This is a genomic window from Microbacterium sp. F01 (assembly GCF_056156365.1).
Window position 1 is genome coordinate 4,506,474 of sequence record NZ_CM149592.1, and the last position, 18,405, is coordinate 4,524,878.

General features: G+C 69.9%; 14 protein-coding genes. 5 read left to right on the forward strand and 9 right to left on the reverse strand.

The genetic code is table 11. The features are described 5' to 3' along the window. Positions 1–58: 58 nt before the first annotated feature. Both ACVN90_RS20680 and ACVN90_RS20685 read left to right on the forward strand, forming a co-directional pair. Positions 59–2,341 carry an esterase-like activity of phytase family protein gene (locus ACVN90_RS20680; protein ID WP_475100075.1) on the forward strand — a complete coding sequence of 761 codons (2,283 nt, stop codon included), beginning with the start codon at positions 59–61 and terminating at the stop codon, positions 2,339–2,341. 135 nt (positions 2,342–2,476) lie between these two features. Continuing rightward, positions 2,477–3,919, forward strand: a complete 1,443-nt coding sequence (locus ACVN90_RS20685) for a DUF1254 domain-containing protein (RefSeq protein WP_475100076.1) — start codon at positions 2,477–2,479, stop codon at positions 3,917–3,919. Between the two features lie 64 nt (positions 3,920–3,983). Here ACVN90_RS20685 and ACVN90_RS20690 read toward each other — a convergent pair whose 3' ends face one another. The 5 genes from ACVN90_RS20690 to ACVN90_RS20710 form a co-directional block, all read right to left on the reverse strand. Next, the gene (locus ACVN90_RS20690) at positions 3,984–5,231 is read right to left on the reverse strand and encodes an alpha/beta fold hydrolase (RefSeq protein ID WP_475100077.1); all 1,248 of its coding nucleotides are present in this window, start codon (positions 5,229–5,231) and stop codon (positions 3,984–3,986) included. Positions 5,232–5,241: 10 nt separating this feature from the next. Beyond that, the gene (locus ACVN90_RS20695) at positions 5,242–6,336 is read right to left on the reverse strand and encodes a cation diffusion facilitator family transporter (RefSeq protein WP_475100078.1); all 1,095 of its coding nucleotides are present in this window, start codon (positions 6,334–6,336) and stop codon (positions 5,242–5,244) included. After that, complete coding sequence (locus ACVN90_RS20700) at positions 6,333–6,698, reverse strand: ArsR/SmtB family transcription factor (RefSeq protein WP_475100079.1); 366 nt, start codon at positions 6,696–6,698, stop codon at positions 6,333–6,335. The genes ACVN90_RS20695 and ACVN90_RS20700 overlap by 4 nt, the downstream gene beginning before the upstream one ends. A gap of 301 nt (positions 6,699–6,999) precedes the next feature. Continuing rightward, on the reverse strand, positions 7,000–8,520 hold the full coding sequence (locus ACVN90_RS20705) for an MATE family efflux transporter (protein ID WP_475100080.1): 1,521 nt from the start codon (positions 8,518–8,520) through the stop codon (positions 7,000–7,002). Positions 8,521–8,634: 114 nt separating this feature from the next. Then, complete coding sequence (locus ACVN90_RS20710; protein WP_475100081.1) at positions 8,635–9,540, reverse strand: EamA family transporter; 906 nt, start codon at positions 9,538–9,540, stop codon at positions 8,635–8,637. A gap of 73 nt (positions 9,541–9,613) precedes the next feature. On the opposite strand from ACVN90_RS20710, the gene ACVN90_RS20715 reads away from it, so the two are divergent. After that, complete coding sequence (locus tag ACVN90_RS20715; RefSeq protein WP_475100082.1) at positions 9,614–10,525, forward strand: LysR family transcriptional regulator; 912 nt, start codon at positions 9,614–9,616, stop codon at positions 10,523–10,525. A gap of 51 nt (positions 10,526–10,576) precedes the next feature. Here ACVN90_RS20715 and ACVN90_RS20720 read toward each other — a convergent pair whose 3' ends face one another. Then, a complete protein-coding gene (locus ACVN90_RS20720) occupies positions 10,577–11,143 on the reverse strand; it encodes a dihydrofolate reductase family protein (RefSeq protein ID WP_475100083.1) in 567 nt (188 codons plus the stop codon). Positions 11,144–11,301: 158 nt separating this feature from the next. Here ACVN90_RS20720 and ACVN90_RS20725 point away from each other — a divergent pair, with 158 nt between their 5' ends. Then, a complete protein-coding gene (locus ACVN90_RS20725) occupies positions 11,302–13,812 on the forward strand; it encodes a transglycosylase domain-containing protein (RefSeq protein ID WP_475100084.1) in 2,511 nt (836 codons plus the stop codon). A gap of 51 nt (positions 13,813–13,863) precedes the next feature. Here ACVN90_RS20725 and ACVN90_RS20730 read toward each other — a convergent pair whose 3' ends face one another. From ACVN90_RS20730 to dnaB, 3 genes are all read right to left on the reverse strand, one after another. Continuing rightward, positions 13,864–14,532 carry a Type 1 glutamine amidotransferase-like domain-containing protein gene (locus ACVN90_RS20730; RefSeq protein ID WP_475100085.1) on the reverse strand — a complete coding sequence of 223 codons (669 nt, stop codon included), beginning with the start codon at positions 14,530–14,532 and terminating at the stop codon, positions 13,864–13,866. Positions 14,533–14,618: 86 nt separating this feature from the next. Continuing rightward, the gene (locus ACVN90_RS20735) at positions 14,619–15,263 is read right to left on the reverse strand and encodes a hypothetical protein (RefSeq protein WP_475100086.1); all 645 of its coding nucleotides are present in this window, start codon (positions 15,261–15,263) and stop codon (positions 14,619–14,621) included. 113 nt (positions 15,264–15,376) lie between these two features. Continuing rightward, positions 15,377–16,750: a replicative DNA helicase gene (dnaB, locus tag ACVN90_RS20740; protein ID WP_056365645.1), complete on the reverse strand. Its 1,374-nt coding sequence runs from the start codon at positions 16,748–16,750 to the stop codon at positions 15,377–15,379. 609 nt (positions 16,751–17,359) lie between these two features. On the opposite strand from dnaB, the gene ACVN90_RS20745 reads away from it, so the two are divergent. Further along, entirely contained in the window at positions 17,360–18,343 is a 984-nt protein-coding gene (locus ACVN90_RS20745; RefSeq protein ID WP_475100087.1) for a hypothetical protein, read from the forward strand. Positions 18,344–18,405: the final 62 nt, after the last annotated feature.

An 18,405-nucleotide genomic window follows, 5' to 3' on the forward strand; every position in this document is an offset into this window, starting at 1 on the left:
CGCGGGTCGGTCGCCCGCTCGTCAGCGTGCGGCTGATCGGCACCGGTTGCGTCGAGGCATGAGTCGAATCCCCACGCGACGCGTCCTGCCGCGCCTTCTCGCCGCGGCAGCAGCGACGGCCATCGCCGTCGCCCTCCTCCCCGCCACGGCCGCCTCCGCCCAGCCGATCGCCGCCGCATCCGCGAACTCGCAGTCGCCGTACGTGCAGACCCACGTACCGACGCTGGTCGCGCGCGCCACGCTGTCGGCCGACCACCTCGAGCCGGGCCCGGCGTCGGGCGCGCTCGCCAGTTCGGCCAACGGCCGCACCGGGCCGTGGGACGGCCAGGTCATCCCCGGCTTCTCTGCCGCGATCGACAACGGCGACGGCACGTTCTGGGCGCAGCCCGACAACGGCTTCGGCGCCAAGGGCAATTCGGCCGACTTCCTGCTGCGCAACTACCTCGTGCGCCCCGCCTGGCAGACGGCCGCCGGCGGCGCCGGCGAGATCCAGATCGAGCGGTTCGTGTCGTACAACGACCGCAACAACGTGCTCGACTTCCCGATCGTGAACGACGGCACCTCCGAGCGCCTTCTCACCGGCGGCGACTTCGACATCGAGTCGGTCGTCAAGGCGAAGGACGGCACGTTCTGGGTCGGCGAGGAGTTCGGCCCGTTCCTGCTGCACTTCGACGCCGAGGGCACGCTGCTCGAGAAGCCGTACTCGCTCGACGGCGCGAAGTCGCCGCAGAACCCGTACCTGCAGCCCGGCGAGACCCCGCGCGTGCGCGCCAGCCGCGGCTTCGAGGCACTCGCCGCCTCGGTGAACGGTCGCTACCTCTACCCGGTCGTCGAGGGCTCGTACGCGGACGACAGCGACCTCCGTCGCCGCGAGATCCTCGAGTTCGACACGCGCGCCGGCGCCTACACCGGTCGCACATGGAGCTACCAGACCGACCAGGAGCCGAACGTGATCGGCGACGCGTTCACCGTGCGCAATGACGTGCTGCTGCTCATCGAGCGCGACGACCTCGAGGGCGAGCAGTCCGTCACCAAGCGCGTGTACGAGGTGGACCTGCGCCGCACCGACGCCGAGGGCTACCTCGAGAAGACCCTCGTGCTCGACGCCCTCCGCATCGCCAACCCGAGCGGCATCGGCGCGGGCGACGGCTACGGCACCGGCGAGATCTACTCGCTGCCCGTGCAGTCGTTCGAGACCGTCGTGCAGCTGAAGGACGGCAGCCTGCTCATCGGCAACGACAACAACTACCCCGGCAACGACGCGCGCATCCCCGGCACGCCCGACGACACCGAGTTCGCGATCATCGACCTCGACAAGACGAAGATCGAGCCGTCGACGGTCAGCCTCATCGGTCACCGCGGCGCGAGCGGCTCGCGTCCCGAGCACACGCTCGCGGCGTACGAGACGGCGATCGTGCAGTGCGCCGACTACATCGAGCCCGACGTCGTGTCGACGAAGGACGGCGTGCTCGTCGCCCGTCACGAGAACGAGATCAGTGGCACCACGGATGTCGCGACCCGACCCGAGTTCGCGGCGCGCAAGACCACGAAGCTCATCGACGGCACCTCGATCACCGGCTGGTTCACCGAGGACTTCACGTTCGCCGAGCTCCGGACGCTCCGCGCCAAGGAGCGGCTGCCGCAGGTGCGTCCGGCGAACACGGCGTTCGACGGGCTCTACGTCATCCCGACTCTCGACGAGGTCATGGACCTCGCCCGCCACTCGGTGAGCTGCGACGGCCGGCCCGTCGGCGTGTACCCCGAGACGAAGCATCCGTCGTACTTCGACGCGATCGGGCTGTCGCTCGAGGAGCCGCTCGTCGCGGCCCTGCAGGCGAACGGACTCGACCGCGCGAACGCGCCGGTGATCCTGCAGAGCTTCGAGACCGCGAACCTGCGTGACTTGGACGGCATGACCGATGTCACGCTCGCGCAGCTCGTGAACGGGTCGGGCCGCCCGTACGACTTCACGCTCGCCGGTGACACGCGCACCTACAAGGACCTCGTGACGCCGGCCGGCCTCAGCGAGATCGCGACCTATGCCGACGGCGTGGGCCTCGAGAAGTCCGTCATGATCCCGCGCACCGCCGACGGCCGCCTGGGCACGCCCACCGCGGTCATCGCCGACGCGCACGCCGCCGGGCTGACCGTGCACGGTTGGACGTTCCGCGCCGAGAACCAGTTCTTGCCGCTGGACTTCCGCTCGAGCGTCGACCCGGCCGCCTACGGCGACCTGGACGGCGAGATCCGCGTGTTCGTCGCCGCCGGCATGGACGGCGTCTTCAGCGATCACCCCGGCATCGCCGCGGTGACCATCGACACGGTGACGCTCGCGGGCTGAGCTCGTACGACATCGCCGATCCGGGCGGGGGATGCTGCCGCATCCTCCGCCCTTCGCATTCCGCGACACCGCCACCTGGCACAATGCGGAGGGTGGACGCTGCCGGGGGGCAGCGTTTCCGATGAAGGGATAAGCATGGCGATCGACGGCGCCCCGGGGGCGGGACTGACGAAGGAGCAGCTTGCGGAGGAGGTGACGCACCTCTCCACGCCCGATCTGCTGAAGACGCCGTTCGGCGATCTCGAGTTCTTCGACGGCGTGCCGAAGACCGACTCGGTGCAGACGATCTTCGACGCGCTCGACCTGCTGCGCGGCATCGACGCGTTCCTCACCGCGGTACCCGGTGCCTCGCTCGTCGCGATGCGCAAGGGTCTGCGGACGGCGGGCGTCGACGCGCCCGACAAGATCGGGTACACCGACCCGCGTGCGAACTCGGGCGGCATCTTCCTGACGCCCAACACCGAGACGACGTACGGCACGACGTTCCTCGACCTGAAGGCCTGGGGGCCGACGGTCATCGAGGCACCGCCGCAGTCGCTGTGCGTCGTCGACGACTTCTGGTTCCGGTACGTCGCCGACATGGGCATCGCCGGTCCTGACCAGGGCGCCGGCGGAAAGTACCTGTTCCTGCCACCGGGCTACGACGGCGAGCGCCCCGACGGCTACTTCACTTACGAGTCGCCGACGTACACGAACTGGGTCGTGCTGCGCACCCTCGGCGGCGTCCCCGCGATGAAGCAGACGCGCATCTACCCGCTGAGCGAGGCCGGCTCGCCCCGGGAGAACACCTTCCTGAACATCGCGCCCGTCCTGCAGAACACCGTGCACGCGAACGACTTCACGTTCTTCGAGGAGCTCGCGCAGCTCGTCTCCGAGGAGCCGACCTCGGCACTCGACCCTGAACGTGCGGGCACGCTCGCGGCGATCGGCATCGAGCACGGCGCCTCGTTCGAGCCCGACGGCCGGCTGCGCGCGATCCTCGACGACGCCGCCCGCATCGGTGCGGCCATCTCGCGCACGCTCGTCTACAAGCCGCGCGATCCCGGCGCCTTCTTCTGGGAGGGCTCGTCGTGGAAGAACGCGTTCATCGGCGGCAGCTACGAATTCCTGCGGGGCGGCGCCCGCAACCTCGACGCCCGCACGCAGTTCCATTACTTCGCCACCGTGATCACTCCGGCGATGGCGCACGCGCAGGTGGGCGCCGGCTCCGCCTACGCGTACACGGCGGAGGACGCCGACGGCCACGTGCTCGACGGTGCCGGCACGTACTCGCTCCGCATTCCTGCGGATCCGCCGGCGAAGAACTTCTGGGCAATCGACCTCTACGACACGCAGACCCGGTCGCTCCTGCAATCGACGGCGTACCCCGCGCTCGCGAGCCTGTCGGGCACGGTGCAGGCCGAGGACGACGGCTCATACATCCTGTGGTTCTCGCCGACGGCTCCGGAGGGCAAGGAGTCGAACTGGATCCCGACGATCCCCGGCAAGTCGTGGTTCCCGATGCTGCGTCTCTACGGCCCGCTCGAGCCCTGGTTCGACAAGACGTGGCAGCTCCCCGAGCTCGTCCGCGAGAGCTGACACCGCGCCGATGCACGTGGAGGGGACGGATGCCGCGGTCCGCGGCATCCGTCTTCCCCGAGCGTCAGCGCACGCGGCGGGCGTGGGCGAGGTCGATGAGGCGCGAGAGCACGTCGCCGGCGCGGAGGCCGTTGTGCTCGTGCTCGCTCGTGATCCACGGGGTGACGCCCGGGAGCAGGCGCGCGGTGTCCATCGAGAACTCGAACGGCACGTACACGTCGTTGACGTACACGGCGGCGGCGCCGCGCGCGTCGGACGCGGCGAGCGCGCCGGCGTCGTAGAGCGACGGCCACTCGAACTCGGCGAGCGCCAGGGTCACGTCGCGCCACGGCTGGAACCCGGGCACGGTGTCGAGCCACTCCCGGCGCACGTGCTCGCCGGTGAAGAGCGTCGGGTCTTCGCGGAAGTCGGCGGGCTCGGTGCGCTCGGCGGACCAGCGTGTGGCGTGGCCGTCGGCGTAGCTGGACTCGTGGAACACGTAGTACAGCGGGTTGCGCGTGTCGAACGGCATCGCCGCGGCGAGGTCGTGGCGGAACGCGTTGGAGCGCGGGTCGCGCTCGAGCAGGCCCCACACCTTCTGCCAGCCGTCGTTGGTGCCGAGCGCCGACCCCATCGATCGCACGCGCGAGACCGAGGCGACCTCGCCGCCCGGGAGCACGAGCTCACCATCGACCGCGAGGTCGACGACCCGCCGCATGGCATCGCGATGCGCGGGGAAGCGGCGATAGTACTTCTCCGACTCGTCGCGCATCTTGTCGTAGGTGAGGGCGTAGACGTCGTCGGGATGGCGACCCACGGCGCTCAGGCCGCCGGTGATGTAGACGTGCGCGAGGGACGCAGCATCCGTCGAGAGATACGCCAGCGTGGTGAACCCGCCGAACGACTGCCCCAGCACGCTCCACCGCTCGGCGCCGAGGTGCTGGCGCACCGCCTCGCAGTCGCGCACGATCGCGTCGGCGCGCAGGTGGGTGATGTACTCGGCGAGCTCGGACGTGTCGCGCTCGAGGTCGTCGTCGCCGACGGGCGTCGAGAGCCCCGTGCCGCGCTGGTCGAGCAGCACGACGCGGTAGTGCTCGAGCGCTGCATCGAGCCACGACGGCCCCGAAGGCGAGTGGAACGCTCGCGGCGCTTCGTGGCCCGGACCACCCTGGAGGAACACGAGGTACGGCAGGTTCTCGCCGCCCTCGCGCGTGACGGCTGCCGCGTGGATGTCGATCGTGCGGGCGTCCGCCGGATCGCCCCACGCCAGGGGGACCGTGAGGAAGTGGTCGTCGATGGTCAGATCCTGCATGCGGCGCGTCGTCACGGACATGGCTCCGAGCCTATGCCGGGCCGCCGACGCCGGTGGCTGGACGGACGGTGACCGTGAAGTCGTCGACGTTTCCCAGGTGGGCGCGGATGCTGGATTCCGCCGCAGCGGCAAGGGCCGCAGCATCCGTGTCCGCCGCAGCGATGACGAGCGCGTCGCCCTGGAGCCGGTGGCCGACCCAGCGGAGGCGGACGCGATCGATCCGCGCGAGTCCGTCGACGTGCTCGAGCGCGTGCTCGGCCCGATCGACGAGCTCGGGCTCCACGCCGTCGAGGAGGCGCCTGCCGACACTGCGGACCGTGCCGATGAGGAGCACGAAGATCGCGGCCGCGATGATGAGCCCCACGATCGGGTCGGCGAGCGGGAAGCCGAGGAGCACGCCGATGCCGCCGAGCACGACCGCGAGCGAGGTGAAGCCGTCGGTGCGGGCGTGCACGCCGTCGGCGACGAGCGCGGCAGAGCCGATGCGCTTGCCGACGCGGATGCGGTAGACCGCGACCGCCTCGTTCCCCGCGAAGCCGATGACGCCGGCGGCGATGACCCACCCGAGATTCTCGAGGGGCTGCGGGTGCAGGATGCGGTCGATGGCCTGCCACGCCGCGACGATCGCTGACAGCGCCACGACGAACACGATGAACAGGCCCGCGAGGTCTTCGGCGCGACCCAGTCCGTAGGTGTAGCGGCGGGACGCCACGCGGCGGCCGAGGACGAACGCGATCCACAGCGGGACCGCCGTGAGAGCGTCGGAGAGGTTGTGCACGGTGTCGGCGAGGAGCGCGACTGAACCGCTGAACGCGACGACGACCGCCTGGACCGCCGTCGTCGCGAGGAGGATCACGAGGCTGATCTTGAGGGCGCGGATACCGGCGGAGTGCGCCTCCATCGCGTCGTCGATCGAGTCCGCGGCATCGTGCGAGTGCGGCACGAACAGCTCGTGGAGCACGCCGCGGAATCCGCCGGGGTGTGAGTGGTCGTGGCCGCCGTGGTCGTGGCTGTGGTCGTGCGGGTAGCCGCGCTCGTGCGGGTGGCCGTGCTCGTGCGGATGCCCGTGCTCGGCGTGATGCCGGTCCTGGTCGTGGGAGTGATGTCCGGCGGTCTGCGCGCTCATTCGGCGCCCTTCTCGGCGCGGTGGTGGCGCGGCGTCCCGCCCAGTGAGTGCTCGGCCTGGTAGATCGCGTCGGCGACCAGTCGCGAGGCGTGCTCGTTCTCGAGGCGGTAGAACACCCGTTGGCCCTCCTGGCGGGTCGAGACGATGCGGGCGAGCCGGAGCTTGGCGAGGTGCTGCGACACCGCCGCGGGCGACTTGTCGACGATGTCGGCGAGGTGATTCACGGACAGTTCGCCCGAGTCCTGGAGCGCGAGCACGATCCGCACCCGCGTGGCGTCGGCGAGCATCGCGAAGACCTCGACAGCGAGTTCGACGAACGGGCTGTCGACCGCGTATCCGCATCCCTGCTTATCTGCACCCATACGCAGATAATACGACACCAGCCGATCTCAGGCGCCGGCCGATCATCCTCTCGCCACGCCCCGGGCAGCCGGCCGTACCGACGCAGCGCAGTCGGCCCGAAATGTCGCATCACGCGGCCGACGCGACCGCACGGGCCGACTCGGGCGGCGGGAGGGACGGATGCTGCGGCTCGCACCCGGCTCACCACCCGGCCAGTCGGCCCGTAAGGTCGCATCACACGGCCGACGCGACCGCACGGGCCGACTGCGGCGATGGGAGGGACGGATGCTGCGGCTCGCACCCGGCTCACCACCCGGCCAGTCAGCCGCGCGTGCGGCGCTTGTCGCGGGACGGCGCGGACCGGAACCGGCGCGGGCGCCGGGGCGCGCCGCCCTGCGCGACGGTCGGCAGCACGATGGGCTGCGTGACGATCGCGTCGACGACCATGGAGCCGTCGGTGGGCCCGATGACGGCGATGGGGGTGGTGGGTGTCGCGACCATGGGCGTGACCGGGGCGTTGGCGAGCTGCCGGTGCGCCACCATGTACGCGGGCACGAGCACGACCACGGCGCCGAGCCACGCGAGCGGGTTGCTCGCCGCGACGCCGATGAAGCCGAAGATGCTGCCCAGCACGACCGCGGCGCCGACGCGCATCACGAGTTCGATCACGCCGGTCACGGTGGGGATGAGAGTGTGGCCGAGTCCCTGCAGCGCACCACGGAGGACGAACAGGATGCCGAGGATCCAGTAGGTCGCGCCGTTGATGGCGAGCATCTGCGCGGCGAGGTCGACGACTTCGGCCGACCCCTCGTCGATGAACAGCTGCACCGTCATCGCACCGAAGGCGATGAGCAGGGCGCCGAGCACGATGGCGGCGCCCACCGACATCCACGTCGCCTGGATCACCCCGCGGCGGATGCGGTCGGGCCGGCCGCCGCCGTGGTTCTGGGCGACGAACATCGACACGGCGAGGCCGAGCGACTGCAGGAGAGCCACTGCGAGACCGTCGACCCGGGAGGCCGCGGTGTACGCGGCGACCGCGTCCGCCCCGAGCTCGTTCAGCGCGACCTGCACCGAGAGGGTTCCGATCGCGATGATCGATGCCTGGAAGCCCATCGGCAGCCCCAGGCGGAGGTGCTCCGCGAGCTCGGCCCGGCTGATACGCCAGTCGCTGCGGCGGACGTGGAGCACCGGCATCCGTCGCCGTACGAACTCGAGGCAGAGCAGCACCGAGATCGCCTGCGACACCACCGTCGCGAGCGCCGCGCCGCCCACGCCCCAGCCGAACGGGCCGACCATGACGATGACGAGCACGACATTGAGCGCGCACGCCAGCGTGAGGAACACGAGCGGCGTGCGCGAGTCGCCGATCGCGCGGATGATCGCCGACAGGTAGTTGAAGAACATCATCGCGCCGGCCCCGAGGAAGCTGATCTGCGCGAAGACGATGGCGTCGTCCATCAGCTCGGCGGGGGTCTGCAGCAGCTCGAGCAGGGGCGCGGTGAGCAGCGGCGCGCCCACGGTGAGCAGCAGGGTGCAGATGCCGGTGAGGATCGTGCCCGCCGCGACGGAGCGCCGCACCGCCGCGTAGTCCCGCGCCCCGAACGCCTGCGCCGTCGGGATCGCGAAGCCCGACGTGAGACCCCACGCGAACCCGAGCAGCAGGAACAGCATGCTGCCCGTCGCGCCCACCGCGGCGAGCGCGTCGACGCCGAGATGGCGCCCCACGACGACGGCGTCGACGAAGTGGTACAGCTGCTGCACCACGTTGCCGATGAGCAGCGGGACGGAGAACAGGACGATGACGCGCCACGGGCGGCCCGTCGTCAGGGCGGTGGTCATGAGGGCGGCTCTCGAACGAGAAGACGAGGAGGGGACGGATGCCGCGCCCGCAGGCGACGGAGAGGTGCCGAGTGGCACGGGCCAGTGTATCGAATCGATTCGGCAGCGCCATCCTCATGTCAAGTTCTTGCGCAAAACCTTCCGGCGAATCGATATACGGCGCAGCCCCGTGACGAGCACGCCCCCGACGAGGAGGACGCCGCCGACGAGCTCCGCGGGCGTGGGGAACTGGCCGAGGAGGAGCGCGGCCGCGGCCATCGCCACGACCGGTGCGAGCAGCACCCACGGCACGACGGCCGCGGACGGGTTCCGAGCCAGCAGGCCGTTCCAGATCGAGTAGCCGATGATCGTGCACAGCACCGCGGTGTAGAGCGTCGACAGCAGCGACTGCCATCCGAAGGCGGCGATGCCCGCGGCGATCGCGGACGGACCCTCGACGAGGAACGAGAGCATCAACGCCGGGACGGGCACCACGAGCGCCGACCATGCGGTGAGCGACAGCGAGCCCAGGCGACCCGGCCCGCCGACGGCCCCGGCACGACGGGAGATCACATTGCCGATGCCCCACGAGAACGCCGCCGCGAGCGCCAACGCCACGGCGAGGGCGGGGGCATCACCCCCGCGGCCGGTCGCGACGATGGCGAGCCCGACCACACCGAGTGCGACGCCGGCGATCTGCGGCACGGTGGGGCGTTCCCGCAGCACCGCGGCGGCGATGAGGATCGTGAACACCGCCTGCGCCTGCAGCACGAGCGCGGCGAGCCCCGGTTGCAGACCCAGCGCCATCGAGGTGTAGAGCAGCCCGAACTGTCCGAGGCTCATGAACAGGCCCACGCCGATCACCGTGCGCCAGGAGGTGCGGGGCCGCGGGACGACGAAGACCGCGAGGGCGACCACCAGGAAGCGGATCGCGACGAACAGCAGCGGCGGCACGCCCGTCATCCCCCAGTCGATCACGACGAAGTTGAACCCCCAGAGCGATGCCACGGCCGCCGCCAGCATCATGTCGCGTCTGTTCACGAGTTCCACTCCACCCGAACGATGGATGAAGCACCAGCGATGCTTTCTCCATGAAACGATGTAGCGTTGCTTCATGATCGACCTCGAAGCGGTGCTCTCCCTTCGCGCGGTCGCCACGCAGGGCAGCGTGGTCGCCGCGGCGACGAGCCTCGGCTACACGCCGTCCGCGGTGTCGCAGCAGGTCAAGCGCCTCGAGCGCGAGACCGGCATCGCCCTCCTCGAACGTGCTGGGCGCGGAGTGATCCTCACCGAGGCGGGCACGCGCCTCGTCGTCGCGTCGACGCCGATCCTCGCCGACCTCGAGCGGCTCCGCGCGGATCTGCAGCTCACCGCCGGGATCGACGACCGGGTGGTGGGCGAGATGAGGCTCGCCGCGTTCTCGACCGTGGTGCGCGGACTGGTCATCCCGGTGCTGAGCGAGCTGGCCGAGCGCCACCCCGATCTCTCGCTGCCGCTGCGCGAGAGCGAGCCGTGGGAGACGATCGCCCTCGTCGCGTCGGGCCAGCGCGACCTCGGGATCGTCCACCGGTGGGGCGGGGTCGCCCTCGCGATGCCCGACCACCTGGTCACGACCCCGCTGTTCACGGATGTCGCCGACGTCATCCTGCATCGCGACCACCCGCTCGCCGGTCGCGCAGAGCTGCACCCCGAGGAGCTCGCGGGGGAGACGTGGGTCGCGACGTTCGAGGCCACCATCTGCCGGCAGTGGCTGCGCCGGCTCTTCGACGGCGTCCCGAACGCGCCCCGCATCGTGCACGAGTCGATGGAGTTCCAGAACCACCTCGAATTCGCGCGCGCCGGCCGCGCGGTCGCGCTCGTGCCGCGCCTGGGCCGCGGCGACCTCGGACCCGATCTGGTCGCGATCCCGACCGTCGCGCCGGCGTCGACCCGCGACGTGCTCGCGGTCCATCGCCGTTCGCAGGAGGACTCCCCCGCGCTGCGCACCACGCTCGATGCGTTCGTCGAGCACGCGCGCACGATGTGATGGCACGGATGCTGCGGCCGCAGCATCCGTCCCCCGCTCAGGTGTGCCCGATCACGCCCCGGGCGGGCCGTCGAGCACCGTCGGGACGTACTCGAGCAGCTGGATGCGCCCGTCGAATGTGCGCGACTCCACCAGATCCAGCCGGACGTCGGGGTAGCCGTCGAAGATGCGGTCCTGTCCGGTCGCTCCGGTGATCACCGGGAACACGCCGACGCGGTAGCGATCGACGAGCCCGGCGTAGAGCAGCGACCGGCAGAGCGCGACGCTGCCGAGGGTGCGCAGCGCACGGTCGGACTCCTCCTTCAGCCGGCGCACGAACTCCACCGCGTCCTCGCGGACCAGCGTGGAGTTCTCCCACGCGAGCGGCTCCTCGAGGGTCGACGAGAAGACGTACTTCTCGATGCCCCCGAGCATGTCGGTGCCCTCCTCGCCGCCGGCGGTGAGCTCCGACATGAGGCGGTACGTCGTCGCGCCCATGAGGAGCGGATCGTCCTTTTCGGGCGACTCCGCGAGCCAGCGCAGATACTCCGGGCCCTCCATCCCCCAGAAGCCGGGCCACCCCTCCGCGGCGCCGTAGCCGTCGAGCGAGATGATGAAGTCGACCGTCAGGGTCTGCATGGGACTCTCCTTCGTGTCCGGTTCGGCGCGTTCGCGCCTGACTCGTTCTCGAACGGATGCTGCGTGCCCGACCCTATGCGCCGATACGAGGTTGCGGAACCCGTCGCGCAATCGCGACGGGTCGTGACATGATTCCTCCAACCGCGGAGGGAAGCAGCATGAAGCGGTCGCGAGAGGTCTCGGCAGAGGACTCGTCCCTGCCGCCTTACCGGCGCACTTTCGCCGGGGTGCTGGGCGGTCTCATGGGACTGCTGGTGCTGAGTGTCGTCGCCGGCGTGCTCGTGGTCGCCCCGCTCGCCCCGGCCATCGCCATCTCAGGGCACGCGGCCAGTTCCGCAGTGTCGCTGTTCGACGGCATGCCCAGCTACCTCGAGATCGACCAGCTGATGCTGCCGACCACGATCTACGCCCGCGACCCCGCCAGCGGGCAGGACGTCGAGCTGACCTCGTTCTACGACCAGAATCGCGAGCCCGTCGAGTTCGACCAGGTCTCGCTCGTCATGTACGACGCCATCCTGGCCTCCGAGGATCCCCGGTACTACCAGCACGGCGGGGTAGACATCCTCGGAACGACCCGTGCTCTCATCAAGAACGCCCAGGGCGGTCAGACCCAGGGCGGTTCCTCGATCAGCCAGCAGTACGTGAAGAACGTGCTGGTGCAGCGCTGCGAACGCGACGCGGAGACGGTGTACGAGACGAACGAAGCCGGAGAGGCCGTCCTCGACGAGAACGGCGCCGCCGTGGTGAAGATGAGTCGCGACCAGGTGCTGCAGGAGTGCTGGAGAGACGCGACGCAGGCGGACGGTGTCGAGGGATATGAGCGCAAGCTCCAGGAGATCCGCTTCGCCGTCCAGCTCGAGCAGAAGTACTCGAAGAACGACATCCTCCTGGGTTACCTGAACATCGCGAACTTCGGCGGCACGACCTACGGGATCGAAGCGGCGGCACGCTACTACTTCAGCACCACGGCATCGAACCTCACTCTGACGCAGGCGGCGACGCTCGCGGGCATCGTGCAGAACCCGAACACGTTCCGCATCGACCGGTCCGCGGGCTCGATCTTCGGGGCCGACGGCACCCGGTACAACAAGGCCGCCGACGGGCTGGTCGATGACGTCACCCCCGGCACACTCGCGGGCCTGGACACCCTCCTCGCCGACGGGTCGATCACGCAGGAGCAGTACCTCGCCGCCGGTGACGCCTACAGCGCGACCAAGGGCCGGCAGCTGTACGTGCTCGACCGGATGCGCGAAGACGGCCGCATCACCGCCGAACAGTATGTCGCCGCGGCGATCGAGCCGATCACCCCGGCGCTTCAGCCGCCGCCCACGAGGTGCGGGTCCAGCGCCGCCCCCTTCTTCTGCCAGTACGTGGTGAACACCGTGCGACTGGACCCCGACTACGCGAGCGCGTTCGGTGAGACCTCGGAAGACCGGCAGAAGTCGCTGACGCGCGAAGGCCTGAACATCTACACGACGCTGGACTGGCAGCTGCAGAACGCGTCGCAGGATGCGATGCACCGCTACGCCCCCGAAACCGTGGCAGCGATGTCGTTCGGTTCGGCATCGGTGAGCATCGAGGCCCCCACCGGCCGCATCCTCGCGATCAGCCAGAACAACCGGTTCACGGAAGACCGCGATCTCGCTCTCACCGACCCGGCGTACACGTCGCTGGTCTACGCGGGGGACATGATGCACGGTGTCTCCACGGGATTCCCGACCGGATCGACGTTCAAGCTGTTCACCCTGGTCGACTGGCTCGAGACGGGGCACACCCTGTCCGACTCCGTCAACGGAACCCTGCGGGCCATTCCGCGCCTCCGCGATCGCTGCGGGGGAACCTGGGTCAACCGCGAGAACCACGTCGTGCGCAACTTCGGGGGTGCGCCCGGGTACGTGGGGACGCCCATGCAGTTCACGGCGCAATCTCTCAACAGCGGCTTCCTCGGCATGGCGGAGCAGCTCGACCTCTGCGACATCGAACAAGTCGCGGCCCGCATGGGCGTCACTCTCGGCGACGGCGCGCCGGTGAACCTCGACGGCTCCGCGTCGATCATCGGCACCAAGAACATCGCGCCCGTCGCCCTGGCCGGGGCGTTCGCGACTGTCGCGAACAACGGCGTCTACTGCAAACCTCGCGTGATCGAGCGCGTGGTCAATGCCGACGGCACCGAGCTTCCGGTGCCGGGCGACCGGTGCGCGCAGGTCATCAGCCCCGAAGTGGCAGCCGCGACGGCGTTCGCACTGCAGGGCGTCATGCGCCCCGGAGGCACCGGGTCGGGCGGCAACCCGAACGACGGCACGCCGGTGATGGGCAAGACGGGAACGCACGAGAACATCCAGACGTGGCTCGTCGAGTCGAGCACCCGTGTGACGACCGCGGTGTGGGTCGGGAACACGACCGGGTTCGGCGACGTGTTCCGGTCGTTCTACAACGGCAGGGCGCTGTCGACCATCCGCCTGCCGATGACGCGCGACATCCAGGCCGCGGCCAACCAGCTCTACCCGGGCGGCGGTTTCCCCGCTCCGCCCGCCAACCTGGTGCGGCGCGCCGCGCCGCCGCCGCGCCAAGCCCCGGCCCCCGGGCCGGCTCCCGCCCCCGAACAGCCGGCGGACAACAGCGGCCCCGGGAACGGGAATGGGAACGGCAACGGGAACGGGAACGACTGAGGCGCTTCCCAACTGAGCGAGGGAGCAGGCGGGGTTACCCGGTCGGCCGCTTCAGTCGAAGTACTCCCAGTTGCCTTCGGAGATGACGTCCACCGTGCCGTCGACGACAGAGATCGCGGTCTGGTCGTCGATGGCATAGGCGCGACCCGGGATGTTCGTAGCCCAGAGCCGCGCGCTCTCGGTCGTGTTGGACGACCAGCCGGGGTAATCCAGGTGCGGGAAGATCGAGAAGTCGACGACTCCGAGTGTCTCGTCGGTGCCACCGGGTCGCCAATCGACGAACTCCGGGCCGACCCGCGGCGTCATCACCATGCTCCCTGCGCTAACGCCGATCCAGACGGTGTCATCGAGCGACGGGAGCAGGTCGGCGAGGCCCGACTCCCGCATCCAGTGCGCGAGATAGACGGCTTCGCCGCCGTCGACGAGCAGAACGTCGGCCTCGCGGACCCAGGGGACCCAGCGGTCTTCGCCGATGGTCGGCAGCGCCGTGAGCTCGAGAACCCCGACCGACTTCCATCCCAGATCGACGAGACCGACTTCGCCGTCCCACCGGCCGGCTACGGAGCGCCAGACGCTCTCGGGCGAGCACATCGGCTGCCCCCACTGCGCCGTCGGCACGAGGAGGGCGCTCGATTCTTCGATCGGCTTGCCGAGCAGTTCGACGAGCGCGGAGCGGATGCTGTCGTTCGTGACTCCGCCGGAGGTGAGGAGCAGTTTCATCGCTGCGTCGCAAGGCGCCGCAGTCCGAGCGTCGCACGCCGGATGCAGACGGGAAAGTGCCGGCCGGAGGTGGTCATGGCGAGATCCTACTCACGCGCGGTCTCAGGCGCCGGTCGTGCTTCGGGTGCTGCCTCCGCCCATTCCGCAGCCTTCGGCGCAGCAAGGATGACCGCGATCGCCTCGACGGCGAGCACCACGAGAGGGCCGTGCGGCCAGTAACCCGTGGCAATCGTGCCCGCGACGAGGAGCGGCAGGGTCAGTCCCAGCACGATCCGCACCCACAGACGCCAGCGTGATCCGGCCGTCACGGCGGCGACCACACCGGCGAGCCCGACGGCGATGAGGACGAACGCCTCTGCGCCCCACAGGAAGTGCAGCGGCGCTTCGGTGGGGGTGTTGAGGTAGCTGAGCGCGGTGACCGGCGCCCCGGCGATGACCAGCCATGCCATGACAGCTCCGCCCCATCCCGCTCTCCGCAGGTCCGGGAGCAGCGCGAGTCCGATCGCCAGAAAGGAAACCGCCGCGAGCGCCCCGAAGACGATGTACGGATCGTGGACCGCTTCGCGTGCCCAGAAGTACGCACGGTAGCGGAAGACCCAGCTCCAAAGCGTCACTCCGAAGTCCGTCGCCGGGAACGGCAGGATCACGAGCGACCACAGTCCCCCGAGGCCGGCGATCGCCGCGCGCCAGGGCCGCGATCGGTCGATGAACGTCACACGACTTTCCCCCATGCGCCGATTGCACCATCACTCCGGCCTGCGGCGCCAGGACCAGTCTTCGGGTGCTTCACCTGCGCTATCCGGTGCGCCGCCTCGGCTCTGCCGTGTAAACCTCCAGACCCGGATTACCCGAAGTCCCCCGGGGCCATGTCGGTGAACCGGGAGAAGTGGCCCTGGAACGCCACCGTGATCGTGTCGGTCGGGCCGTTGCGGTGCTTGGCGACGATGAGATCGGCCTCGCCGGCGCGCGGGGAATCCTTCTCGTAGGCGGCCTCGCGGTGCAGGAGCACCACCATGTCGGCGTCCTGCTCGATCGAGCCCGACTCACGCAGGTCGCTCAGCGCCGGCTTCTTGTCGGCGCGCTGCTCGGCACCACGGTTCAGCTGCGAGAGTGCGATGACCGGCACGCCCAGCTCCTTCGCGAGGAGCTTGAGCGCGCGCGAGAACTCCGAGACCTCCTGCTGACGCGACTCGACGCGCTTGCCCGAGGTCATGAGCTGCAGGTAGTCGATGACGACGAGCTTGAGGCCCGCGCGCTGCTTGAGGCGGCGGCACTTCGCGCGGATCTCGACGAGCGTCATGTTGGGGCTGTCGTCGATGTAGAGCGGCGCGTCGTTGATGCGGCCGCGGGTCGCGGCGACGGTGGTCCAGTCGCGCGAGTCGAGCGTGCCCTTGCGCATCGACTGCAGCGGGATCGCGCCCTCGGCGCTCAGCAGGCGCATCGCGATCTCGCTGCGCCCCATCTCGAGCGAGAAGAAGATCGTCGGCATGTTGGCCTTGATCGCCGCGGAGCGCGCGAAGTCGAGCGCGAGCGTCGACTTACCCATCGCGGGTCGCGCCGCGATGATGATCATCTGGCCGGGGTGCAGGCCGTTGGTCAGCGCATCGAGTCCCGAGAAGCCGGTCGGGATGCCGGTCATCTGGCCGTCGCGACCGCGCGCGGCCTCGATCTCTTCCACGGCGGCGTCGACCGCGATGGTGAGCGGCACGTAGTCCTCGGCCTGCTCCGCACCCGTCACCGAGTAGATCTCGGCCTGGGCGTTGTTGACGAGGTCGAGCGCCTCGCCCTGACCCGAGTACCCCATCTGCACGATGCGGGTTCCGGCGTCGACGAGCCGGCGCAGCAGCGCACGCTCCGACACGATCGAGGCGTAGTAGCCGGCGTTGGCGGCGGTCGGCACGATCGAGGTGAGCGTGTGCAGGTAGTCGGCGCCGCCGGCGCGCTGCAGCTCGCCCGTCTTGATGAGCTCGTCGGTGACGGCCACGACATCCGTCGGCTCGCCGTGCGAGTAGAGGGTGAGGATCGCCTCGAAGATCAGCTCGTGCTTGGGCACGTAGAAGTCGGTGCCGCGCAGCGTCTCGATGACGTCGGCGACGGCGTCCTTCGAGAGCAGCATTCCGCCCAGCGCGCTCTGCTCGGCGAGCAGGTCGTGCGGGGGAGTGCGCTCGAAGTCGCGAGGACCCCCCATGCGCTCTTCGGAGATGTCGGCGATCGACATAGGCTGCGCGTCCTCCCTACCGTTTGTTCACATCATCCGAGCTCTCTCGGCGGCATCCTGACGGCTCGCCGAGTCGGCGTGCCTGGGCACGAGCGAATAGCGGGATGCCACGGCATCCCGCCTTCCCCACCTGCTCTGTCGTGCGCTTCCGGCCGCCGTCGCGTCACCGAACCCAGCACGGAGGCGCGACGCCCGAATGGGCCGCACCCCACGCTAAGGATGGGCTCCGACAGTCGCAACACACCCTGTGGATAACTTTGTGGAGAGCGGGGGAGAAACGCCGTCACACCTGTGAGCAACCCCTGTGGAGAACTCACCCCCTTTCTGGGGGTTATGTCCCCGAAATTGCATCTGACCAGGTGCTGCGTAATTCACACCCTGTGGAGAGAGATGTGGTTGAAGTCGGGGTTGAAGGTTTGGACGCGAACACTGTCCTGTGCACAATTGCGCGCCGTTCGCCGTCGCCGGCGCTCGCCAGTCGGGACAACGGGACTCACCGTCCACAGGGGTCTGGACAGAGCGAATCGCGAGGGAGTACTCTCTCAACTCCAGGCACCCTCACGCACGATCCGTCCGGAACGTGCGGCTCTTTCGTCGTGGGAGGTGAACGTGGAGATCGCAACCTCGCAGCTGCCGAGGATCGTGCGGCTGGCCCTCATCGGGGTCGGGACCGCGTTCGCCTGGATCGTCGTCTCGCTGGTCCTCGGCCTCGGCCTCGGACAGGCGCACGCCGACGAAGCCGATGACGCAGGAGCACTCGGGGGTGCCCTCGGAGCAGTGACATCGCTGGTCGACACGACCGCGTCGACCGTCACCGGCACCGTTTCGACCGTCACGACCGGCGTCGCCGAAGCCGTCAACACCGTTGTCGCCACGACTCCCGCTCCCGTGCAGCAGCCGGTGAGCCAGGTCGTGCAGACCGTCGGCACCGTCGTCACGACGGTGACCCAGCCGGTCACAGAAGTCGTCTCGGGCGGGGTCGTGAGCGACATCGCCGAGCCGGTCGTCGAGCTCGTCACCGAGGTGCCGGTCGTCGGCGGAATCGTCTCGGGCACCGGTCTCGACGACGCCGTCACCGACCTCGGCGGCACGGTCGACGAGACGGTCGGCGGTCTCGTCGGCGCCGTCGACGAGACGGGCGCGACCATCGGTCAGCCGCCGGCAACGGGCCCGGGACTGCCTGCTCTCCCCGTGGTTCCGCAGCTTCCCGACCTCCTCGGCAGCACCGTCGACTCGTCGGTGCCGAGCGCCGTCGCGCTCCTCACCGCGCAGACGGATGCCGCCGCCACCCTCTTCACGACGACAGCGCGTGCGTTCGGCCACTGGGCCGCAGCATCCGTCTCCGAAGCGGCCACGCGTGCCGCCGTCGTCGTCTCGTCCGCCGCGCTCGTCGCGGGCGGACTCCTCGCCTCTGCAGGCGGACTCTGCCTGTCGTTGTCTTCCGCGGGACCCGGTGGTGCGGGTCCCGGCGCCTGGGCGCTCGCTGCCCTCCTTCCGCTCGCCGCACACCGTGCCTGGGTGCGCCGTGCCGGACCGGAGGACGAGCACGCCCCGCCGGCGCCTGCCGGATCCACCGACGTCTCCCCCGACTGATCGGGCCTCGGCCGCCCTGCTCATCCGAGCCTGGGCGCCAGAGCATCAGCGCGCCCTCCGCG

What these genes read in the sequence shown, in the direction of transcription:
- dnaB (WP_056365645.1), bottom strand. Translation starts at nt 16,750, where the DNA reads ATGTCGATCGCCGACATCTCCGAAGAGCGCATGGGGGGTCCTCGCGAC.
- ACVN90_RS20680 (WP_475100075.1), top strand. Translation starts at nt 59, where the DNA reads ATGAGTCGAATCCCCACGCGACGCGTCCTGCCGCGCCTTCTCGCCGCG.
- ACVN90_RS20705 (WP_475100080.1), bottom strand. Translation starts at nt 8,520, where the DNA reads ATGACCACCGCCCTGACGACGGGCCGCCCGTGGCGCGTCATCGTCCTG.
- ACVN90_RS20735 (WP_475100086.1), bottom strand. Translation starts at nt 15,263, where the DNA reads ATGGGGGAAAGTCGTGTGACGTTCATCGACCGATCGCGGCCCTGGCGC.
- ACVN90_RS20700 (WP_475100079.1), bottom strand. Translation starts at nt 6,698, where the DNA reads ATGGGTGCAGATAAGCAGGGATGCGGATACGCGGTCGACAGCCCGTTC.
- ACVN90_RS20720 (WP_475100083.1), bottom strand. Translation starts at nt 11,143, where the DNA reads ATGCAGACCCTGACGGTCGACTTCATCATCTCGCTCGACGGCTACGGC.
- ACVN90_RS20690 (WP_475100077.1), bottom strand. Translation starts at nt 5,231, where the DNA reads ATGTCCGTGACGACGCGCCGCATGCAGGATCTGACCATCGACGACCAC.
- ACVN90_RS20725 (WP_475100084.1), top strand. Translation starts at nt 11,302, where the DNA reads ATGAAGCGGTCGCGAGAGGTCTCGGCAGAGGACTCGTCCCTGCCGCCT.
- ACVN90_RS20730 (WP_475100085.1), bottom strand. Translation starts at nt 14,532, where the DNA reads ATGAAACTGCTCCTCACCTCCGGCGGAGTCACGAACGACAGCATCCGC.
- ACVN90_RS20715 (WP_475100082.1), top strand. Translation starts at nt 9,614, where the DNA reads ATGATCGACCTCGAAGCGGTGCTCTCCCTTCGCGCGGTCGCCACGCAG.
- ACVN90_RS20695 (WP_475100078.1), bottom strand. Translation starts at nt 6,336, where the DNA reads ATGAGCGCGCAGACCGCCGGACATCACTCCCACGACCAGGACCGGCAT.
- ACVN90_RS20685 (WP_475100076.1), top strand. Translation starts at nt 2,477, where the DNA reads ATGGCGATCGACGGCGCCCCGGGGGCGGGACTGACGAAGGAGCAGCTT.